Genomic DNA, 18,097 nt, shown 5'->3' with positions numbered 1-18,097 from the left:
CTCTCCGGGGGAGGAAGGACCTGATGGTCCGGATCAGGGCGGTCGACGGCAACAGCCGCGGCCGCCCTTTTTGTGCCCTTCACTGCGTCACCATCGGTCCGAACAATTTGAACATCGAGATACATGGTTTCTTTAGCAGGCCAAGCTACGTAGCCCTGAATTTTGACCTCCTGCCGGTATTGCGCTGGCGCGCATGGGCGGTCGATCCAGAGCCTTTGGGCATGATTGGGCGGATATGATCGGAAAGAGCAGCGCGGAGCACAAGGTCGTTCGGGTGATCCGCGTCTATCAGGGCGTATCGCTTGCCGTGGCTGTCCTCGCGCTTTTCTGGACCGTGCTCTTCCTCGTCAATGGCTTTCCCCTCATGGCCTTGGCCGAGTTCTGCCCCGTCTTGACCGCGCTGGTCTGCTTTGCTCTCGTCACCCGCAGACACTTCGATCTCTTTCTGCTTGTCGCGCAGGTCAGTTTCCTCGTCTACATCATCGGCTTCAGCCTGATGTTCGATGTGCCGCAGAATGGCGCGCCCCGCTTCACCCATCTCTTCCTGCCGGTGCTCGGCATGCTCGCCTATATCAACCACCTGCGCCGCCCCTCCCGGCTGCAGCTGTCGGTCATCTCCGCCAGCTTTGTCGCCTTCGTCGTCCTGCATGGGGCCGACCTCCGGCTGCCTTTCGCTCAGCCGATCCCGCCAAACCTGCATCAGCTCGCCATCTGGCTCAATCCGACCATCGCAGCCCTGATGTTCTGCGGCACGATCTACGCCCTGCAGCAGCGACTGTCCGTCCCGCGCGGCATCGCTCGCGACCTGGTGGCAGCGGTTCGGCATGGCGAACTCAGCCTCGCCTACCAGCCCCAGACCGATCGGCACGGCCAGATCCTCGGTGCGGAAGCATTGCTGCGATGGAACCACCCGACCCGCGGGCCGGTCTCCCCCGGCACCTTCATTCCCGCCGCCGAGGAGATGGGCTTGATGCCGATCGTCGGCACCTTCGTTCTCGAACGGGCGCTCGAAACGCTCGCCCGCTGGCAGGCCGATCCGAAGCTCAGTTCGCTGAGGCTCTCGGTCAATGTCAGCGCCAGCCAATTCAACGAAAGCGATTTCGAAGCGATGTTGCGCGACCTCCTCGACCGCCGCCGCATCGATCCAACCCGGCTGCGGCTGGAGCTCACCGAAAGCGTCCTGATCGCCGGCCTAGAGCCCGTCGCGAGAAAGATGGCAGCCTTGAAGCAACTTGGCCTCACCTTCTCGCTCGACGATTTCGGCACCGGCTTCTCCTCGCTCGCCTATCTGCGCCGCCTCCCGGTGAGCGAGCTCAAGATCGACCGCAGTTTCGTCGCCGCCATCGCCGAAAACGATCGTGACGCCGCCCTCGTCCGCTCGATCCGGGCGATTGCCACCGATCTTGGCCTCGAAACCGTGGCCGAAGGCGTCGAAACCCTGGCCCAACTCTCCTTCCTCGAAGCAACCGGCTGCCGGGTCTTCCAGGGTTATCTCTTCGGTCGGCCGATGCCACTTGCCGATTTCGAGCTCGCGGTCGTCGCCCCACAGCCACAGCTACAACCGCACGCAACGGCACCGCAGCAGCGCCCGTCACCCCGCCTCGCCGCCGGCTGACCGACAGCGACCATCTTTCTTAGCCGTTCCGCCCGAGCAACTTCAGCATCCACGCCGCCGAAAGGCAGATCGCGCCCTGGGCGAGATGCAGGAGTATGTCATTGATCGTTTTGGAGCCAACGCAAGCGTGATCTGAGGCGGCATGCCTAACGGCGCTTTAAGCATCGCTGCACACTGTTTCTTTCCGATCGAGATGTTAGGATATGCTGATTGGACCTTTCCACTTGGGCGTGAAGGGTTCTCACCAAGGCACGACTGAGTGCTGACGGGCGGGGTATGATCGGCAAGGGCAGCGACGAGCAACAGACCAAAAGGGTCATCCGCGCCTATCAGGCTGCAACGCTTGCGGTCGCGCTGTTCTCGGCGATCTGGACCGTCATCTTTGCCGTGAATGGCCTGAAGGCCGTCGCGATCGCCGAAAGCTTCCCAGTCACCATCGCGCTGGTCTGCTTCGTGCTGGTCAGCCAAGGCAAGTTCGGTCTGGTCAATCTGGTCGTGCAGATCTCCTTCCTCGCCTTCATCATCGGATTCTCCGTGATGTTCGACGTACCCGAGCCCGGTTCGCCGCGCGTAACGCATCTCTTCCTGCCGGTGCTCGGCATGTTGGGCTACCTCAACCACCTGCGCCGCCCTTCACGGCTACAGCTCGCCATCATGGGAGCCAGCCTCTTCTCCTTCGTCGTGCTGCATGCGGCTGATCTGAGGCTGCCCTTCGCCGAGCCCATACCGCCGGAACTGCGCGCCATCGGCATCTGGATGAACCCGGCCATTGCCGCGCTCGTCTTCTGCTCGACGATCTACATTCTCCAGAAACGCCTCGCGGCCCCGAGCGGCATGGCGCGTGACCTCGTCCGGGCCATGCGGCGCGGTGAGTTGACGCTCGCCTACCAGCCTCAGGTCGATCGCGAGGGCAAGATCATCGCGGCCGAAGCCCTGCTGCGCTGGTCTCATCCGACGAAGGGCGCGATCTCGCCGGCGACCTTCATTCCAGCCGCCGAAGAGGTCGGCCTGATGCCGATCCTGGGCGGTTTCGTGCTCCAAGAGGCGCTCACGACGCTTGCCCGCTGGCAGGCGGACCCGCAGACCGCCGGCCTCTCCCTGTCGGTCAATGTCAGTGCCAGCCAATTCAACGAGAGCGATTTCTGCGCCACCGTGCGGGAGCTTCTCGCCCGCCATGCCATCGATCCGAGCCGCCTTCAGCTGGAGCTCACCGAAAGCGTCTTGATCGCCGGGCTGGAGCCCGTCGCGAAGAAGATGGCGGAACTCACGGCACTTGGCATCCGCTTCTCGCTGGATGACTTCGGCACCGGCTTTTCCTCGCTCGCCTATCTGCGCAGCCTGCCCGTGGTGGAGCTGAAGATCGACCGCAGCTTCGTCGCCAATATCACCGAAAGCGATCGCGACGCCGCACTCGTCCGCTCGATCCGTGCGCTCGCCCAGGATCTCGGCCTGCGCACCGTCGCCGAAGGCGTGGAAACGCCGGCGCAACACGCCTTTCTGCATGAGGTCGGCTGTGAGGTCTTCCAGGGCTGGCTCTTCGGCCGACCGATGCCCCTCGCCGACTTCGAGGCCGCACTCTCCGCGCCCCCCAGGCTGCCGGCTGCCGCGGTGAACCTCCGTTCCGCCCGTATCGCTACAGGCTGAGCGGCCGCGCCTCCCTTCAGCCCAACCGCCCGAGCAGCTTCAGCATGAAGCTCGCCACACGCCCATAGGGCGGGTAGAGGAACTTCACCCCAGAGATCGCCGACTGTTTCAGCACCGGCTTTTCCTTGCTGAACGTCAGGAAACCCGCCTCGCCGTGATAGGCGCCGTAGCCGGACGCGCCGACGCCGCCGAATGGCAGATCGTCCTGGGCCAGATGCAGGAGTGTGTCATTGATCGTCACACCGCCCGCGATCGTGCCTGTCAGCACGCGCGTCTCGGCCGCCTTGTCCTCGCCGAACCAGTAGAGCGCCAGCGGCCGGTCACGTCGGTTGATATAGGCGATAGCCTCGTCCAGCGTGTCATAGGCAACGACCGCCAGGATCGGCCCGAAGATCTCCTCGGCCATCACACCGGTATCCTCGGGCGCCCCGATCACCGCGACCGGCGCAAACACGCGGCCTTCCGCATCATGGGCTCCGCCGAGCTCGACGACTTCGGCGCCCCTGTCGCGCGCCTCCTCGACGAGCTGGGTCAGCCGCGCAAAATGCCTGGCGCTGATGATCGAGGTGTAGTCGGCATTGGCGGGCAGACCGGGATATTGCCGCTCCACTTCCGCCTTCACCGCGGAGAGAAAATCGGCGACCCGGCCAAGCGGCACCAGCGCATAATCGGGCGCGACACAGGTCTGGCCGGAATTCAGCAGCTTGCCCCAGACGAGGCGCGGCACCGCCTTGTCGAAATCCACGGAGGGGTCGAGGATGACAGGCGACTTGCCGCCGAGCTCGAGGGTTACAGGCGTGAGGTTCTTTGCGGCGGCTTCCACCACCTTGCGGCCGACGGCGGTCGAGCCGGTGAAAACAAGGTGATCGAAGGGCGCGGCGGTAAAGGCAGTTGCAACATCGGGGCCGCCTGTGACGACGGCGACCTCATCCTCGGCGAAGGTCTCCGCCACAGCCAGAGCCAGCGCTTGCGAAAAGGCGGGCGTCAATTCGGAGGGTTTGAGCATCGCCCGATTGCCGGCCGCAAGCGCCCCGATCAGCGGCGAGAGCACCAGGTTGAGCGGATAGTTCCAGGGCCCGACGATGCCGACCACGCCAAGCGGCTGACGCAGGATCTGCGCCGAGGCCGGCTTGCCGGTCCAGGCGAGCGACACGCGGCGCGGCCGCATCCAGGCTCTCAGCTGTCGCCTGGCATGGCGGATGGCAGCGCGCACCGGCACGATGTCGGTGAGCGTGGTGACCACGGCCGGCCGATTGCCGAAATCCTCCGAGATGGCGGTGATGAAGCGCTCGTGCCAGGCTTCGACCATGCGATCGAGCCGCGCGAGCCGGTCGTCGCGGGTAGCGTGGCTGGGAGTGACGTCAGTCGCCCAGCCCGCCTTTTGCGCGGCGAGCAGGGCGGTGATACGCGCTTCGGACTCCGCGACGCCGGTTGCCGTCTCGTCCGTCCTTGGTGCAACCTGTCCGTCCATGGCCGTTTCCTCGCGTTTATCTTCTCATCCAATGTGGGCAGTTTACTGTGGTTTGTTCAAGGGAGAACAAATTGTTTTTGATTGGGGACATATCCCTCCCTGCGAAACCGGCGTGGCACCGCCTTCCATCCGTCATCGTCTTTCCCTCTTCTGGCCACGGTAGATCCTCGGGACAAGCCCGAGGATGACGACCCGAAGTGGGGTTCGGCATGCTCCTAAGGCATGCTGCAGAGGAGCTCGGCGGAGGATTACCCCCGTCCCAACAGCGTCCGTCATCCTCGGGCTTGTCCCGAGCATCTCCCGTGGCGTCACCGGCATCGACCCTTCTGGCGGTCGCTGCTATCAAAACGGTCAAAACCCCATGCTTCGCCGCCGGTCGGGATTGCTCCCTCCGGATGGGCTGAAACTTTCCTCGGTTTAAACCCGAGGATCGGACGAGGCGCCAGAAGCAACCTGTCTAAGTAGTATATGTGGCTCCTTCCGGCGCCTCGTTCGGCGTTTTTGTCCCGCTGCATGCGTCTCTCTGGCAAGGCGGCGACGGTCCTTGGAACTTGCGTTCCAGGGATGACCGGGCGCGGGTCCGGCTTTGACATCACCACGAGAGTGACGCTCAAGCCTGGCCGGTGGCCCGGGAGGTTCCCGCCGGATGGTGCACCAACCGACCGGGACCCTCGCCCGGGGGATGATCGTCTGGCCATTTGCGGCCCGGCGCGCATTCCCGCCGTTTTATCCGCCCCGCCGTCTGGCGTGTTCGCGACGGCGTGGGCGCCTTGTCTGTGTGCCTCTGAGGCACGTCCTTCCGATCGGGGTATCCAGTCTTCGGGGCATCCGACCCCAAAAACCTTCGTCCAGCCCCTCGTCCGGAGGGAGACCGTTGCAGCGGGCCGGGGTTTCAGGTCTGCGACAACCCTCCATCCCGGCGCCGGCCCCGCCTCGCCTGACATCGCATCGTCAGGTGTATCCAAGGGCGGGACGGGGATTAGAATAGAGGGCTGGAAAAGGCGGGGGATGAAAAAACATGCCCAACATTGATTCCGTTGGGAAATGTCCTGAGTTCATCCCCCTCGCTCTATTGAAATTGAGGGGTTTCTAACGGTTAGCGTCGGACCATTCTGCCGACGGCGATCAGCATGCAGGCGCCGATAAAGCCGATGATCAGATAGGCGATTGCCCCGCCGAAGGCCACGTTGAACACAGCGGCCAGGATGAAATTCAGGGCGATGGCGCCCACGATACCCAGCAGAATGTTCATGACCAGCCCCATATTGCTACGCATGAACCGCTCCGCCAGCCAGCCTGCGAGGCCGCCGATCAAGATTGCGCCGAGTATACCTACGCCGTTCAGATCCATAGTCTTTTCTCCATCATCGTTAGACTGATGGAACAATGGATTCTGTCAATAAATGTTCCATGCCGGACGGCCCTCTTTTATGCGCTTGGGAGAAGCGGGAGCCCGTCGCTACCCCGAATTCTCGGTTCTCGCCCCTCACTCTACCCTCTCCCCGCGGGCGGGGAGAGGGAGGCGCAAGCGGTGGCCGTCGTGGCCTTCTCCCCGCCTGCGGGGAGAAGGTGCCCCGAAGGGGGGATGAGGGGCTGAGGCCGCAAACAGGGACCTATCTCCCCCCTTGCGGGGGAGAAAGCGAAATCGAGGAATTGGCCCGATCAGGGCCAAACCTCAGATTTCGCAAGAGAGGGGCTCGGTGGGGCTTTCGCCAACCGAACCGTGCCCCTCTCCAGGAAAATCTGAAGTTTAGGCGGCTTGCGCGCGCCTAAGCCTTCGATTTTCCGTCCTCCCCCGCAAGGGGGGAAGTGGGCCGCCTATTCCTTCTCCTCGATCGGCAGCGCCGAAAGCTTGAGGCCCATGGCCTTCATCAGCTTGAGCACGGTGACGAATTCCGGATTGCCGGTGTCACTGAGCGCCTTGTACAGGCTTTCGCGCCCGAGCCCCGCCTCTTCGGCGACAGCTGTCATGCCGAGCGAACGCGCGACGGTATTGAGCGCCCGGCGGATTTCGACAGCATCGCCCTCTTCCAGCGCTGCGGCCATGTAATCGGCGCGGGCTTCCGGGGTGTCGAGATAGTCGGCCGCATCGAAGCGGGGCATGTCCTTAATGGAGGTCATTGGGCCAATCCTTCAATTCCGTTGCCAGCCTCTTCGCCGTTTCGATGTCGCGTGCCTGGCTGCTCTTGTCGCCACCGCAGAGAAGGATCACGACCAGTGAACCACGTTGCGCATAATAGACTCTGTAGCCAGGACCATAGTCGATCCGTAGTTCCTGCACTCCGGCTCCCACACTTTTGTGGTCGCCAAAATTGCCATCCCTGATCCGTTCGATCCTGAGCAGGATCTTCGTGACAGCACGCCCGTCTCGAAGGGCACGCATCCAACGATCGAACATCGGATGTCTGCGGATATCCATAAATGTATCCTATGGAATACAAAATTGCAATCTCAATGAAGATGCTTGGACGTTGCAAGCGTAGATGCTCACCAACTGTTGTCGGCCATTACCGCTGCCGGACCTCAATTGCTCCTCGGTTGGCGACACCCAGTCGAACACCGAAAAATCCGCTATCGTGCTGATTAGTTCTCCATCCCCCATTGATCAGAGCGTTGCAGACCAAAGGATTGAATCCATTGGAACGCATGAACGACGATACCCTTTCGGCTTGAGCGCGTGGCAGGTATCCAACTGTTAGGCCGGAGATGGTGATTCGGACGGCGTTGGCGTCGTGCGGATTTGTTGGCTCCATTTCCAGGCATGCCTGAACCACTTTATCGTGGCCTTGGCGGCTGAAGCCTCCGCAAATCTTGTGCAAGGCGTCTTGGTAGTTACTCTCTCCAACAACCTCCATCGGGAAGGAGCCATCCTTCCAAATGACGAAGTTCTGAGGCGTCAACTTCTTCGGTGAACCAAACAGAAACGATAGCAACCCCATTGCAAATCCCCTCCCCACATGGGGAGTAAACACAACCAACATTAGAATGTCCAGATTGCGGCTGAAACTTCAAGCCGTCACACGCAGCCGGCTTGTGCACCAAAAAACCCGCCGGCCTTTCGACCGACGGGTCTATATTTCTCTGCGTAAACCGCCCTGCCTCAGCTGCGCGGCTTCAAATTCTCCGGATCATACAGCGGCTTATACCCCACCGCCGCAACCTCGACCGGATAAGTCTCGGCAAAATACTCGACCTCAAGCTTCCGCCCCACCTCGCAATACTCCGCCGGCAGATAGGCCAGCGCGATATTCTTGCCGATCGTCGGGCCGTAAGCCACCGACGTCGTGTAGGACCGCCGGCCAAGGGTGTCGATCAGCACCTCGCCGGTCGCGGGGTCCATGACCGGCATGGAGCCGACGGGGTAGCGGGCGACACCCGACTTGTCGACATTGTCGGTCATCACGAGCGTGCAGAGCATGGCCGGCTGCTTGTCACGGGCCTTGTATTCGAGATGTTTGGCCTTGCCGCGGAAATCGGCTTCCTTGACCTTCGGGCGCGCCAGATCGGCTTCGATCAGGTTGTACTGGGTCAGAAGATCGCCGTTCTGCAGGCGCAGGCTCTTTTCCATGCGGCGGGAGTTCGCATAGGTCTCGACGCCGAAGGCCATGACACCCGTTGCACGAAGGGCGTCCCACACAGTGAGGCCGTCTTCGTATTTCATGTGCAGTTCCCAGCCCTGCTCGCCGACATAGGAAATGCGGAAGGCGGTGACGTTTTTGCTGGCGATTTCGATGGGCTTGATTGCGGCAAAGGGGAAATTCTCGACATCGAGACCGGCGGGGTCGGCAACAACCTTCTTCAGGTTCTCGCGGGCATTCGGGCCCCAGATGCCGATGGTGATGAACTTTTCCGAAACGTCGGTGATGGTGACATCGAGGCCGCGATCCTGGGCCACGCGCTTCATGTAATGGAAGTCGCGCGGGCCGGCATCGGCGCCATTGACCAGCCGGCAGCGGTCGGCAAGGCGGAAGACGGTGAAGTCGGCGCGCACCATGCCCTCGTCGTCGAGGAAGTGGGTGTAGATGCCCTTGCCGATATTGGCGTCGCCACCGATCTTGGCAGCGCAGAGCCATTCGAGCAGCTCGACATGGTCAGGGCCTTCGATGTCGACCATGTGGAAGTGGCTGAGATTGACGATGCCGCAATCCTCGCTCATCGCCAGATGTTCGGCATTCGAGACGCGCCAGAAGTGGCGGTTGTCCCATTCATTGGCGCGGACCGGCACGCGATCGCCATACTTTTCGAGGAGGTGCTCGTTGGCAGCATAGCCATGCGCACGCTCCCAGCCACCGAGTTCCATGAAGTGGCCGCCGAGTTCGACCTCGCGCTCATACATCGGCGAACGCTTGGCGCCGCGAGCGCTGGCATAGGGTTCGCGGGTGTGAACGGCGGGGAAGTAGATCTTCTGGGCGGCCTCAAAGCAGCGGCCGGCGATGAAGTCTTCGGTCAGCTGGTGCGGGTAGAAGCGGGCGTAGTCGATCGAGTTGTGGTCGATCTCGGTGCGACCATCGGTCATCCAGTCGGCGATCAGCTTGCCATAGCCGGGGCCGTCCTTGACCCAGATGGCGACGCAATACCAGAGGCCGCGCACCTTCTGGCTTTCGCCGCAGGCCGGGCCGCCGGCGGCGGAAACCTGGAGAAGGCCGTTGAAGGAATGGCTCTCGTTATAGCCGAGTTCACCGAGGATCGGGGTGAGCTCCATGGCACGCTCGAGCGGCTCGAGGATCTGCTCCATCTCAAGGTCGCGCTGCGAGGGCGAGAGGCGTGCCTCGTGTTTTTCGAGCAGTTCGCGCGGATGGCACATGCGCGGATTGTGCTGCTCGTAATAACCCCATTCGATCTGGCCGCCTTCCGACGTCTTCGGGTCGCCGGTGTCGCGCATGTAGGCGGAGTTGCCCTGGTCGCGCAAAAGCGGATAGCCGATATCCTTGCCGGTGCCTTCGAACTCGTTATAGGGGCCGAAGAAGGTCAGCGGGTGGTCAACCGGCATGACGGGCAGGTCTTCGCCGACCATTTCGGCGATCAGGCGGCCCCAGAGGCCGGCGCAGACGACGACGTGGTCGGCCATGATGGTGCCGCGATGGGTGACGACGCCCTTGATGCGGCCACCCTCGACGATCAGTGACTGGGCCGGCGTATTGCCGAACATCTGCAGCTTGCCGGACTTTTCAGCGGCATCGACGAGCTTGCCGGCAACGGTCTGGGAGCGCGGAATGACGAGGCCGGCATCCGGATCGAACATGCCGCCCATCACCTGATCTTCCTCGATCAGCGGGAAGAGCTTCTTGATTTCGGCCGGCGAGACGTAATGGGCGCGGGTGCCGAAGGCCTTGGCGGAGGAGAGCTTGCGCTTGATCTCTTCCATCCAGGTGTCGTCGCCGGTGCGGGCGACTTCGAGACCGCCGATGCGGGCGTAGTGGCCCATCTTCTCGAAGAAATCGATGGAATACTGCGTGGTCCAGACCGAGAGATAGTCGTGGCTCGTGGTGTAGCAGAAGTCCGAGGCGTGCGCCGTGGAGCCGATGTCGGTCGGAATGCCCGACTTGTCGATGCCGACGATATCGTCCCAGCCGCGCTCGATGAGATGATGCGCGATCGACGCGCCGACGATGCCGCCTAGACCGATGATGACGACTTTCGCCTTGGTCGGAAACTCTGCCATAGCCTTGTGAACCCTGATGTCTGGGAGTGAATGATGTGGCGCCGATCTTAAAAGCCCGGGCGGGGCATTTGCAGCCTGTCTGCGACATTCTGCAAGAGACCCACGACCACTTGTCCACGCTCCAATCGGCCCGATCGCGGCGGGAGGGCCTATAGGGATGTCGCAGCCGGAACGAGAAAGGGCGCCGGTCTTGCCCGACGCCCTTTATGCGACAACCGGCTGGTTCAGGGGTTGACGCGGATCACGCCGTTATCCTCGCCGTCCCAATACTGGATGGTGTCGGCATGCACCTTGATCAGAACGACACCGGGCGTGTCGATTCCCTCTGGAAACCAGCGATCGAGACCGGACGTCCAATGCGCCTGGAACACCGCCTTGTCGGCGATCAGGCTGGAGCGCCCCTCCACCGACACGAAGATACCGGGCTTGCCGAGCAGGCTCGGCGGCGCGGTGAAGCTGAGCGACACGGTCGGGTCAGCGGTCAGTTCGCGGACCTTGCGCGTATCGGTATAGGAGAAGAAATAGCTGTCGCCGTCGTAATCGACCTCGCCATTATTGCTCATCGGGCGGCTGGCGATGGCGCCGAATTCGGATTTCGTCAGCATCATGCAGAAATCGATCTTCTGCATCTTCTTGGCGAGTTCGGGCAATGTAAGGCTCATGAAATGATCTCCGTCAGGGGTGTCCGAGACAAGCGCCAGCGGTGACATTTGTTCCGGGAAGCCGGGTCGGGGCGCCGATGCAGCAAGCGGCCCCGATAGGTCGATTAGCCGGTGGATCGCCACCTTGCCGCCTATCTTCAGCCTCAGTTGGATCAATCTTTGCCGCTAGGCGTTGTTCCACGCTGCCCGAGAAGCCGAAAACGGCCACCCCTCCCCGCGGGCAGCCGAACATGGAAGGAGAATTGCCATGAAGAAACTGCTCACCCTGAGCCTTGCCGCCCTGCCCGTCCTCACCTCGGCCGGCATCACCGCCGCCGCCGACATGACCGGTGCTGCCCCTGCTCCCATCGCCATCGAGAGCGACCGCGTCGGTGGCGTCCGCATCGGTTACCTCGACTGCCAGATCGGTGGTGGCGTGGGTTACGTGCTCGGTTCTGCCAAGACGGCGGATTGCGCCTTCACGTCGGTCATCGACGGCGAACCGCTCGACACCTATTCCGGTTCGATCAAGAAACTTGGCGTCGACATCGGCTTCACCACCCGCAGCCGCGTGATCTGGGCCGTATTCGCCCCGACCGCCGGTTACCATAAGGGCTCGCTCGGCGGCCTTTATGGCGGCGCGACGGCGGAAGCGACCATCGGTGCCGGCATCGGCGCCAATGTGCTCTTCGGTGGTACGTCAGGTTCGATCCACCTGCAGCCTGTGAGCGTGTCCGGCCAGATCGGCCTCAACATCGCCGCGACCGGCACCTCGATGACCTTGCAGCCGTCGATCTGATCGGCAGCAAGAATAGGATACAGAAAAGGCGCCTCGCAAGGGGCGCCTTTTTTGATGCTCGGGAGCGTGACGGCAAGCGTCGGCGTCAGCCCTCGGCTTCGAGGAACCCGCCCGATTGCCGCGCCCAGAGGCCGGCATAATGGCCACCGAGTGCCAACAACTCGGCATGCGTGCCCTGCTCGACGATGCGGCCCTTGTCGAGGATGACCAGCCGGTCCATGGCGGCGATCGTCGACAGGCGGTGGGCAATCGCGATCACCGTGCGGTCCTGCATCAGGCCTTCGAGGCTGGTCTGGATCGCTTGCTCGACTTCCGAATCGAGTGCCGAGGTCGCCTCGTCAAGGATCAGGATCGGCGCGTTCTTCAGGATGACGCGGGCGATTGCGATGCGCTGGCGCTGGCCGCCGGAGAGTTTGACGCCGCGCTCGCCGACATGGGCATCAAAGCCGGTACGGTTGTTCCAGTCGGAGAGCTGCTCGATGAACTCGACCGCATGCGCCTGGCGTGCCGCCTCGATCACTTCGGCGCGGGAGGCAGATCGCCGGCCATAGGCGATGTTGTCGTGGATGGAGCGATGCAAAAGCGAGGTGTCCTGCGTCACGACCGAAATATGCTGGCGGATGCTCGCCTGCGTCGTATGCGCCACGTCCTGGCCGTCGATGGTGATACGGCCGGATTCGATATCGTAGAAGCGCAGGAGCAGGTTCATCAGCGTCGATTTACCCGCACCCGAGCGGCCGACCAGGCCGATGCGCTCACCGGGTCTGATGTCGAGCGAGAGGTTTTCGATGATCCCACCCTTGCGGCCGTAGTGGAACGAGACGTTGTCGAACCGGATGGCTCCCTCGGTGACCACGAGCGGCCGGGCGGCGGGCGTGTCGGTAAGGCCGATCGGCTTGGCGATCGTCTCCATCGCCTCGTGCACCGTGCCGACCTGGTCGGAGATCTGGGTGATTTCCTGCGCCACGCGCGCCGACGTACCCGATATCTGCAGCGTCATCGGCAGGACCATGGCGACCACATCGATGCCGATGGCGCCATCGACCCAGAGCCGGACGGCGACCCAGGTGGTGCCGGCGATCAAGAGGCCAGAGAGGATGGCGAGGCCGATGGAGAAGAGCGACAGCCAGCGATGCTGGGTGATCATCCGGCCGGTATGCTTGTCGACGCTTTCGCGCACGAAGGCATCCTCCTCCTCTGGCCGGGCGAAGAGCTTGACCGTCATGATGTTGGTATAGCTGTCGACGATGCGGCCGACCATTTCTGATCGCGCATAGGCGATCGCCTTGGAGCCGCGGCGGATCTGCGGCACGATCAGGATGAGGAAGCCGATATAGGCGAGCGTCCATAGCGCCACCGGCAGCACCAGCCACCAGCTGGCAGCCGCGAGAAAGGCTGATGTGATGACGCCAAGCGCCGCGAGATACCAGACGACCGAGATGATCGAGACGACGGAGCTTCTGAGCGTATGGCCGATTTCGAGAATGCGTGAACCGATGCGGCCGGCGAAATCATTCTGAAAGAAGGAGATGTTCTGGCGGATGACATGCCAGTGGCTCTGCCAGCGCACCATATTGGTGACCCCGGGCGCAATCGACTGGTTGAGCACGAGGCCCTGCAGCGTGGTGACGAGCGGGCGGATGACGAGGACCAGAACGATCAACCCGAAGATCAGGCCGGAGGCTTCGGCAAAGACCTCTTCCTTGGGCGTTGTGGTCAGCACCTCGACGAGGCGCCCCATCAGGACAGGGATCGCCGCATCGGCAATCGCGACGAGCAAGCTCGCGACAAGAAGCGCAATGAACAGCCCCTTCGCCTGGCGGATGAAGAACCAGTAGAAGTTCAGGAGGCCTTCCGGGGGATCGCCCGGCGTTTCGCGGGCGGTGGGAACGATGATGGTCTCGAAATAGCGCAGCATGAAAATGTCTCTGAAAAGGACAGCCGCCACGGCGAGGGACGCCGGGAGACTCAAAGAATGGAAATGCAGAATAGTCTTCTAGCATTCGACGCCGCCAATGGGACAATTTCGCGACGAGAGGTTATGCAATTCCTGCGCGACCGCCCCCTTCGCCCAGCAAGGTCTAGCGCCGATCCTGCACCAGCTCCCGGATCCTTTCCGCCACATCTGGATCGACGGGCGTATAGACCATCAGGTTCAGATCGACCCGGCCATCGACGGCGAAGGCGGAATATTCGAGATCGATCGTGCCGAGAAGCGGATGGGCGAGGCGCTTGGCCCCTTCCCCCGGTGCGCTGATTTCGTTCTCGGCCCAGATCCGGCGAAAATCGGCGCTCGCCTCGGACAATTCCTCCACGAGTTCGCCGATCTGCGAGACGGCTCCGGCCCGCGCGGCATCGGCACGGAAGGCCGCGATGGAAAAGCGGGCGATGGCCTCCCAGTCGTGCTGCTTGGCGCGAAGCTCGGGATTGCGAAACAGGTATCGCAGCATGTTGCGCTCGCCCGGCGGCAGTTTTCCATAGTCTGACAGCACAATCGTGGCGGCGCAGTTCCACGCAACGACATCCCAGGTGACAGTCTTCACGATCGCAGGACAGGTGTCCAGTCTGTCGAGGAACCGTTGAAGGCGCGGACTGACGCCATCAACCGAAGTGTAGCGCGCCTCGGGCGGCCGCCCCAGCCCCAGCATGAACAGGTGCTCGCGTTCCGCCTCTGTCAAAAGCATGGCCCGGGCGATCCGGTTGAGCACATCGGCCGAGGGCGCGCCGCCGCGCCCCTGTTCGAGCCAGGTATACCAGGTCGGGCTGATATTGGCGCGCTGCGCCACCTCTTCGCGCCGAAGGCCGGGCGTGCGGCGACGTCCGGACAAGCCGAAGGTTGCCGGATCCAGCCGTGTCCGACGGTCGCGGAGGAAGATTGCGAGTGTCGACGCGGCCATCGGTCAATCCTGAGGCTGGGAGAAATTATACCATGATAAGGTCACTACTTTAACAGGATAACAGATCTGCCATGTCTTGCCCCGCTCAACGAAAAGGATACAGGCATGCAAATCTTCGTCACCGGGGCCACGGGTTTCATCGGCTCTGCCCTCATTCCGGAATTGCTCGCCGCCGGCCATCAGGTTGTCGGCCTGACACGCTCTGCTGAAGGCGCCGAGAAGCTCTGGAACGCAGGCGCCACCGCCCATGAAGGTACACTGGAGGACATGGCCAGCCTCACCCGCGGCGCCGAACGGGCTGATGCGGTAATCCACCTCGCCTTCGACCATGATTTCTCGAACTACCAGGACAATTGCCGCAAGGATGCCGCAGCGATTGCAGCGCTTGGCAAGGCGCTCGCCGGTTCGGATCGCCCCATGCTCATCACCTCGGGCATCGGCATGGGCATTGCTGGCCCGGGCGAACTGTCACGCGAGGACGTGCTCGACCTCGGCCACAAAAACCCGCGCATCGCCTCCGAACGGGCAGGCCAGGAACCGCTGCAGAAAGGTGTGAACCTGTCGACCGTGCGCCTGTCGCAGATCCATGACAGGCGGCGACAGGGTCTGGTGAGCTACCTCGTCGATATCGCGCGTGGCAGCGGGTACGCGACCTATGTCGGGCATGGACAAGTGCGGTGGTCGGCCTGCCATCTGAGTGATGCCGCCCGGCTGTTTCGCTTGGCGATCGACAGGGCGGAACGTGGCGCGCGCTATCACGCCGTCGACGAGGAAGGGGTCAGCCTGCGCGCCATCGCCGAGGCGATCGGAGACAGCTTCGGCCTTCCGGTGCAGGGTGTGACGGCAGACGACGCCGAAAAACATCTGGGACCGATGGCAGCCTTTGCCACATTCGACATGCCGGCATCGTCATCCCTCACGCAGGACAGGCTTGGCTGGAAGCCGGCAGGCCCCGGATTGCTGGAGGATATCAGGGCGATGCGCCGCGACTGACGCGCAACGCTCCGCTTCCGTTCACGTCCCGCAAAACGTCCGCGCTACCCGCTGATCCGGCGTCGGCGGCACGCGCAAATCGGCGGTGTCGGGCTCCTCGGCGTAAGGGGTTGCTAGCGCCTCGACCAGCCGGTGGAAGAAGGAGAAATCGCCGTAGATTGCTGCGGCGATCGCCTCCTCGATCCGGTGGTTGCGGGCAATGAGCGCCGGATTGACGGCCTCCATCTGTGCCTGACGCTCGGCAGGCGTCCGGTCGTCGTCGATCCGGGCGTGCCAGCGGGTGAGCCAATCGGCCAGACCGGGTGGTGACACCGTGAACAGATCGGTCAATGTCTCGACGGCAGCGCCGCCCGCCAGCTTGGAGAGGCTGCGGAAGGTAAGCGTGAAATCCGCCTCGCCCTGATGCATCAGTTCAAGGAAGTCGCTGACCAGCTGGCGATCGTCCTCCTCCTCGCCTGCCACGCCGAGCTTTGCCTTGAACTGCATCAGCCAGGCGTCTTGGAAGACATCGCCGAACGCCTTGAGCACGCCGTTCGCCGCCTCGAGTGCCTTTTCTTCGTCCGCGTCGAGCAGCGGGAGCAGGCATTCGGCGAGCCGCGCAATGTTCCACTGGCCAATGCCGGGCTGGTTTGCATAGGCATAGCGGCCGCGCTGGTCGATCGAGGAGAAGACCTTGCGCGGGTCATATTCGTCGAGGAAGGCGCATGGGCCAAAATCGATGGTTTCGCCCGAGATCGCCATGTTGTCAGTGTTCATCACGCCATGGATGAAACCGATCGACAGCCATCGGGCAATGAGCCTTGCCTGGCGTTCTGCAACCAGGGTCAGCATCGCGAGATAGGGGTTCTCCGCCTCGCGTGCCGCCGGATAGTGCCGGTCGATGACATGATCGGCAAGCGTCTGCACGGCGTCTTCGTCACCTTGTGCGGCAAAGAACTGGAAGGTGCCGACACGGATGTGGCTGGCCGCGATGCGGGTGAGGACGGCGCCCGGCAGCATCGTCTCGCGCACCACCTGTTCGCCGGTGGCGACAGCAGCCAGCGCACGAGTTGCGGGCACGCCGAGCGCTGCAAAGGCTTCCGACACGATGTATTCACGAAGCACCGGGCCGAGAGCCGCCATCCCGTCGCCATTGCGCGAGAAGGCGGTCGGGCCAGAGCCCTTGAGCTGGATGTCGCGGCGCCTGCCCTCACGGTCGATGACTTCGCCGAGCAGAAGCGCGCGCCCATCACCGAGCTGCGGATTGAATTGCCCGAACTGGTGGCCGGCATAGGCCTGGGCGAGTGGTTCGGCGCCGACAGGGATCACCTGGCCCGACAACACCTGCGCCAAGCGCGCGTCGCTTGCGCCCTCCACTTCGAGCCCGAGCTCCTGGGCGAGTGTCTGATTGAAGCGGATGAGCACGGGCGCGCGAGCGGCGGCGGGTCTCGCCGGCCGATGGAAGGTCTGCGGCAGGCGGGCATAGCTGTTGTCGAAAGAAAACAAGAAGACACTCCCTGTGCGGCAAAGGGCCGGACATGTGTTGGGTTCGACCCCAGATATGGGATCATCAGGTGGAGAGACAAGCTAAACTGCAGCTCAGCTCAGGGGTTCCTGCCCGGTTTTGCCCTGCCGTTCCACCGCAAGCGGCACAGGAGGCAAGAATGGCGCATCGAGACCGGCAAAGGGATCGGCCCAGGCGGGCAGTGCCTCGATCCTGTCGTTCCACGCGGACAAGGCGGGATATTCGGCAAGCGGCAGGCCCGCAACATCGTTATAGGGCAGGAAACTCGCTAGGCGAAAATCGGCATAGGACAGCCCGCTTTCCAGCAGAAAGGGGCGCGCGGAAAACTCGGCCTCAAGAATTGCGGCGGCATGGTGGAAGCCTCGACGCCCCTCCTCCACCTTGGTCAAGTCCACCGGCCCGATCCCGTAACGCTGCTTGGTCCCGTATTCGAAATGCACCATGTCGCATGCCTGCAGGAAATTTGCCTTGCCCCAGCTCAGCCAGCGGATCATGTCCGGCTCGTCCTCGTCGGTGCGCCAGAAATCGTGACCGGACAACCGCGACAGCCGGCAGGCGATCGCATCCGCCTCCCAGAGGCTGCGCCGTCCCTCCTCTTCGAGGATCGGGATCGAGAGACTGGGATTGAGCGGTCGGTATATCTGCGCCTGCCCGGGTGCGAAGGGTGATGCAAAGACGAAATCGACGGGTGAACCGAGATGGCGGGCGACGGCAACGGCCAGCCGGGGATTGGGATTGCGACTGTAGTGCAGCTTCATGACGATCCTCCCGGCTCCCGAACTTTACGGCATCAATTGCCGCATGCCTTCTCCAACGGCAGGGAGCCATGGAAACCGCGAGCGGTCCAGCGTCCAGAGAGGTAAATCCTCGA

16 protein-coding genes are annotated in these 18,097 nt (G+C 62.8%); 5 read left to right on the top strand and 11 right to left on the bottom strand.

The window, feature by feature from the left end; all coding sequences use genetic code 11:
• Positions 1-23 precede the first annotated feature (23 nt).
• From E9677_RS25155 to E9677_RS09680, 3 genes are all read left to right on the top strand, one after another.
• Complete coding sequence (locus E9677_RS25155) at positions 24-239, top strand: hypothetical protein (RefSeq protein WP_168801161.1); 216 nt, start codon at positions 24-26, stop codon at positions 237-239.
• Entirely contained in the window at positions 236-1,615 is a 1,380-nt protein-coding gene (locus E9677_RS09685; RefSeq protein WP_168801160.1) for a putative bifunctional diguanylate cyclase/phosphodiesterase, read from the top strand. Before E9677_RS25155 ends, E9677_RS09685 begins: the two co-directional genes overlap by 4 nt.
• Positions 1,616-1,891: 276 nt before the next feature.
• On the top strand, positions 1,892-3,259 hold the full coding sequence (locus E9677_RS09680; RefSeq protein ID WP_136557878.1) for a putative bifunctional diguanylate cyclase/phosphodiesterase: 1,368 nt from the start codon (positions 1,892-1,894) through the stop codon (positions 3,257-3,259).
• Between the two features lie 16 nt (positions 3,260-3,275).
• Here the strand turns inward: E9677_RS09680 and E9677_RS09675 are convergent, their stop codons facing one another.
• The 7 genes from E9677_RS09675 to E9677_RS09645 form a co-directional block, all read right to left on the bottom strand.
• On the bottom strand, positions 3,276-4,730 hold the full coding sequence (locus E9677_RS09675) for a coniferyl aldehyde dehydrogenase (RefSeq protein ID WP_136557877.1): 1,455 nt from the start codon (positions 4,728-4,730) through the stop codon (positions 3,276-3,278).
• Between the two features lie 1,096 nt (positions 4,731-5,826).
• Positions 5,827-6,081, bottom strand: a complete 255-nt coding sequence (locus E9677_RS09670) for a GlsB/YeaQ/YmgE family stress response membrane protein (RefSeq protein WP_136557876.1) — start codon at positions 6,079-6,081, stop codon at positions 5,827-5,829.
• Positions 6,082-6,548: 467 nt separating this feature from the next.
• Positions 6,549-6,851 (bottom strand): addiction module antidote protein, encoded by a 303-nt coding sequence (locus E9677_RS09665; protein ID WP_136557875.1) that lies wholly within the window; start codon positions 6,849-6,851, stop codon positions 6,549-6,551.
• Positions 6,838-7,149 (bottom strand): type II toxin-antitoxin system RelE/ParE family toxin, encoded by a 312-nt coding sequence (locus tag E9677_RS09660; protein WP_136557874.1) that lies wholly within the window; start codon positions 7,147-7,149, stop codon positions 6,838-6,840. The genes E9677_RS09665 and E9677_RS09660 overlap by 14 nt, the downstream gene beginning before the upstream one ends.
• An 88-nt stretch (positions 7,150-7,237) precedes the next feature.
• Entirely contained in the window at positions 7,238-7,711 is a 474-nt protein-coding gene (locus tag E9677_RS09655; protein ID WP_136557873.1) for an HIRAN domain-containing protein, read from the bottom strand.
• A gap of 119 nt (positions 7,712-7,830) precedes the next feature.
• Entirely contained in the window at positions 7,831-10,392 is a 2,562-nt protein-coding gene (locus E9677_RS09650; RefSeq protein WP_136557872.1) for a GcvT family protein, read from the bottom strand.
• A gap of 224 nt (positions 10,393-10,616) precedes the next feature.
• The gene (locus E9677_RS09645; protein ID WP_136557871.1) at positions 10,617-11,054 is read right to left on the bottom strand and encodes a pyridoxamine 5'-phosphate oxidase family protein; all 438 of its coding nucleotides are present in this window, start codon (positions 11,052-11,054) and stop codon (positions 10,617-10,619) included.
• Positions 11,055-11,301: 247 nt separating this feature from the next.
• Between E9677_RS09645 and E9677_RS09640 the strand changes: the two genes are divergently transcribed.
• Positions 11,302-11,832, top strand: a complete 531-nt coding sequence (locus E9677_RS09640) for a DUF992 domain-containing protein (protein WP_136557870.1) — start codon at positions 11,302-11,304, stop codon at positions 11,830-11,832.
• An 85-nt stretch (positions 11,833-11,917) separates the two neighbouring features.
• Here E9677_RS09640 and E9677_RS09635 read toward each other — a convergent pair whose 3' ends face one another.
• Positions 11,918-13,750, bottom strand: coding sequence for an ABC transporter ATP-binding protein (locus tag E9677_RS09635; RefSeq protein WP_136557869.1), 1,833 nt, complete (start codon positions 13,748-13,750; stop codon positions 11,918-11,920).
• Positions 13,751-13,913: 163 nt separating this feature from the next.
• Positions 13,914-14,729 (bottom strand): helix-turn-helix transcriptional regulator, encoded by an 816-nt coding sequence (locus E9677_RS09630; RefSeq protein WP_136557868.1) that lies wholly within the window; start codon positions 14,727-14,729, stop codon positions 13,914-13,916.
• Between the two features lie 105 nt (positions 14,730-14,834).
• Between E9677_RS09630 and E9677_RS09625 the strand changes: the two genes are divergently transcribed.
• Positions 14,835-15,722: an SDR family oxidoreductase gene (locus tag E9677_RS09625; RefSeq protein WP_136557867.1), complete on the top strand. Its 888-nt coding sequence runs from the start codon at positions 14,835-14,837 to the stop codon at positions 15,720-15,722.
• Between the two features lie 21 nt (positions 15,723-15,743).
• Here E9677_RS09625 and E9677_RS09620 read toward each other — a convergent pair whose 3' ends face one another.
• Together E9677_RS09620 and E9677_RS09615 are read right to left on the bottom strand one after the other, a co-directional pair.
• On the bottom strand, positions 15,744-17,207 hold the full coding sequence (locus tag E9677_RS09620) for a protein adenylyltransferase SelO (RefSeq protein WP_136557866.1): 1,464 nt from the start codon (positions 17,205-17,207) through the stop codon (positions 15,744-15,746).
• Positions 17,208-17,300: 93 nt separating this feature from the next.
• The gene (locus tag E9677_RS09615) at positions 17,301-17,984 is read right to left on the bottom strand and encodes a glutathione S-transferase family protein (RefSeq protein ID WP_136557865.1); all 684 of its coding nucleotides are present in this window, start codon (positions 17,982-17,984) and stop codon (positions 17,301-17,303) included.
• Positions 17,985-18,097: the final 113 nt, after the last annotated feature.

Origin of the sequence: Peteryoungia rhizophila, from assembly GCF_004912145.1 — a bacterium.
GTDB lineage: Bacteria > Pseudomonadota > Alphaproteobacteria > Rhizobiales > Rhizobiaceae > Allorhizobium > Allorhizobium rhizophilum.
The sequence above is the reverse complement of the archived record's forward strand: the minus strand, read 5'-3'. Positions and strand labels throughout refer to the sequence as shown.

Excerpts from the sequence above, each read along its gene's own strand:
- E9677_RS25155 (WP_168801161.1), top strand. The coding sequence starts at position 24 with ATGGTCCGGATCAGGGCGGTCGACGGCAACAGCCGCGGCCGCCCTTTT.
- E9677_RS09685 (WP_168801160.1), top strand. The coding sequence starts at position 236 with ATGATCGGAAAGAGCAGCGCGGAGCACAAGGTCGTTCGGGTGATCCGC.
- E9677_RS09680 (WP_136557878.1), top strand. The coding sequence starts at position 1,892 with ATGATCGGCAAGGGCAGCGACGAGCAACAGACCAAAAGGGTCATCCGC.
- E9677_RS09675 (WP_136557877.1), bottom strand. The coding sequence starts at position 4,730 with ATGGACGGACAGGTTGCACCAAGGACGGACGAGACGGCAACCGGCGTC.
- E9677_RS09670 (WP_136557876.1), bottom strand. The coding sequence starts at position 6,081 with ATGGATCTGAACGGCGTAGGTATACTCGGCGCAATCTTGATCGGCGGC.
- E9677_RS09665 (WP_136557875.1), bottom strand. The coding sequence starts at position 6,851 with ATGACCTCCATTAAGGACATGCCCCGCTTCGATGCGGCCGACTATCTC.
- E9677_RS09660 (WP_136557874.1), bottom strand. The coding sequence starts at position 7,149 with ATGGATATCCGCAGACATCCGATGTTCGATCGTTGGATGCGTGCCCTT.
- E9677_RS09655 (WP_136557873.1), bottom strand. The coding sequence starts at position 7,711 with ATGTTGGTTGTGTTTACTCCCCATGTGGGGAGGGGATTTGCAATGGGG.
- E9677_RS09650 (WP_136557872.1), bottom strand. The coding sequence starts at position 10,392 with ATGGCAGAGTTTCCGACCAAGGCGAAAGTCGTCATCATCGGTCTAGGC.
- E9677_RS09645 (WP_136557871.1), bottom strand. The coding sequence starts at position 11,054 with ATGAGCCTTACATTGCCCGAACTCGCCAAGAAGATGCAGAAGATCGAT.
- E9677_RS09640 (WP_136557870.1), top strand. The coding sequence starts at position 11,302 with ATGAAGAAACTGCTCACCCTGAGCCTTGCCGCCCTGCCCGTCCTCACC.
- E9677_RS09635 (WP_136557869.1), bottom strand. The coding sequence starts at position 13,750 with ATGCTGCGCTATTTCGAGACCATCATCGTTCCCACCGCCCGCGAAACG.
- E9677_RS09630 (WP_136557868.1), bottom strand. The coding sequence starts at position 14,729 with ATGGCCGCGTCGACACTCGCAATCTTCCTCCGCGACCGTCGGACACGG.
- E9677_RS09625 (WP_136557867.1), top strand. The coding sequence starts at position 14,835 with ATGCAAATCTTCGTCACCGGGGCCACGGGTTTCATCGGCTCTGCCCTC.
- E9677_RS09615 (WP_136557865.1), bottom strand. The coding sequence starts at position 17,984 with ATGAAGCTGCACTACAGTCGCAATCCCAATCCCCGGCTGGCCGTTGCC.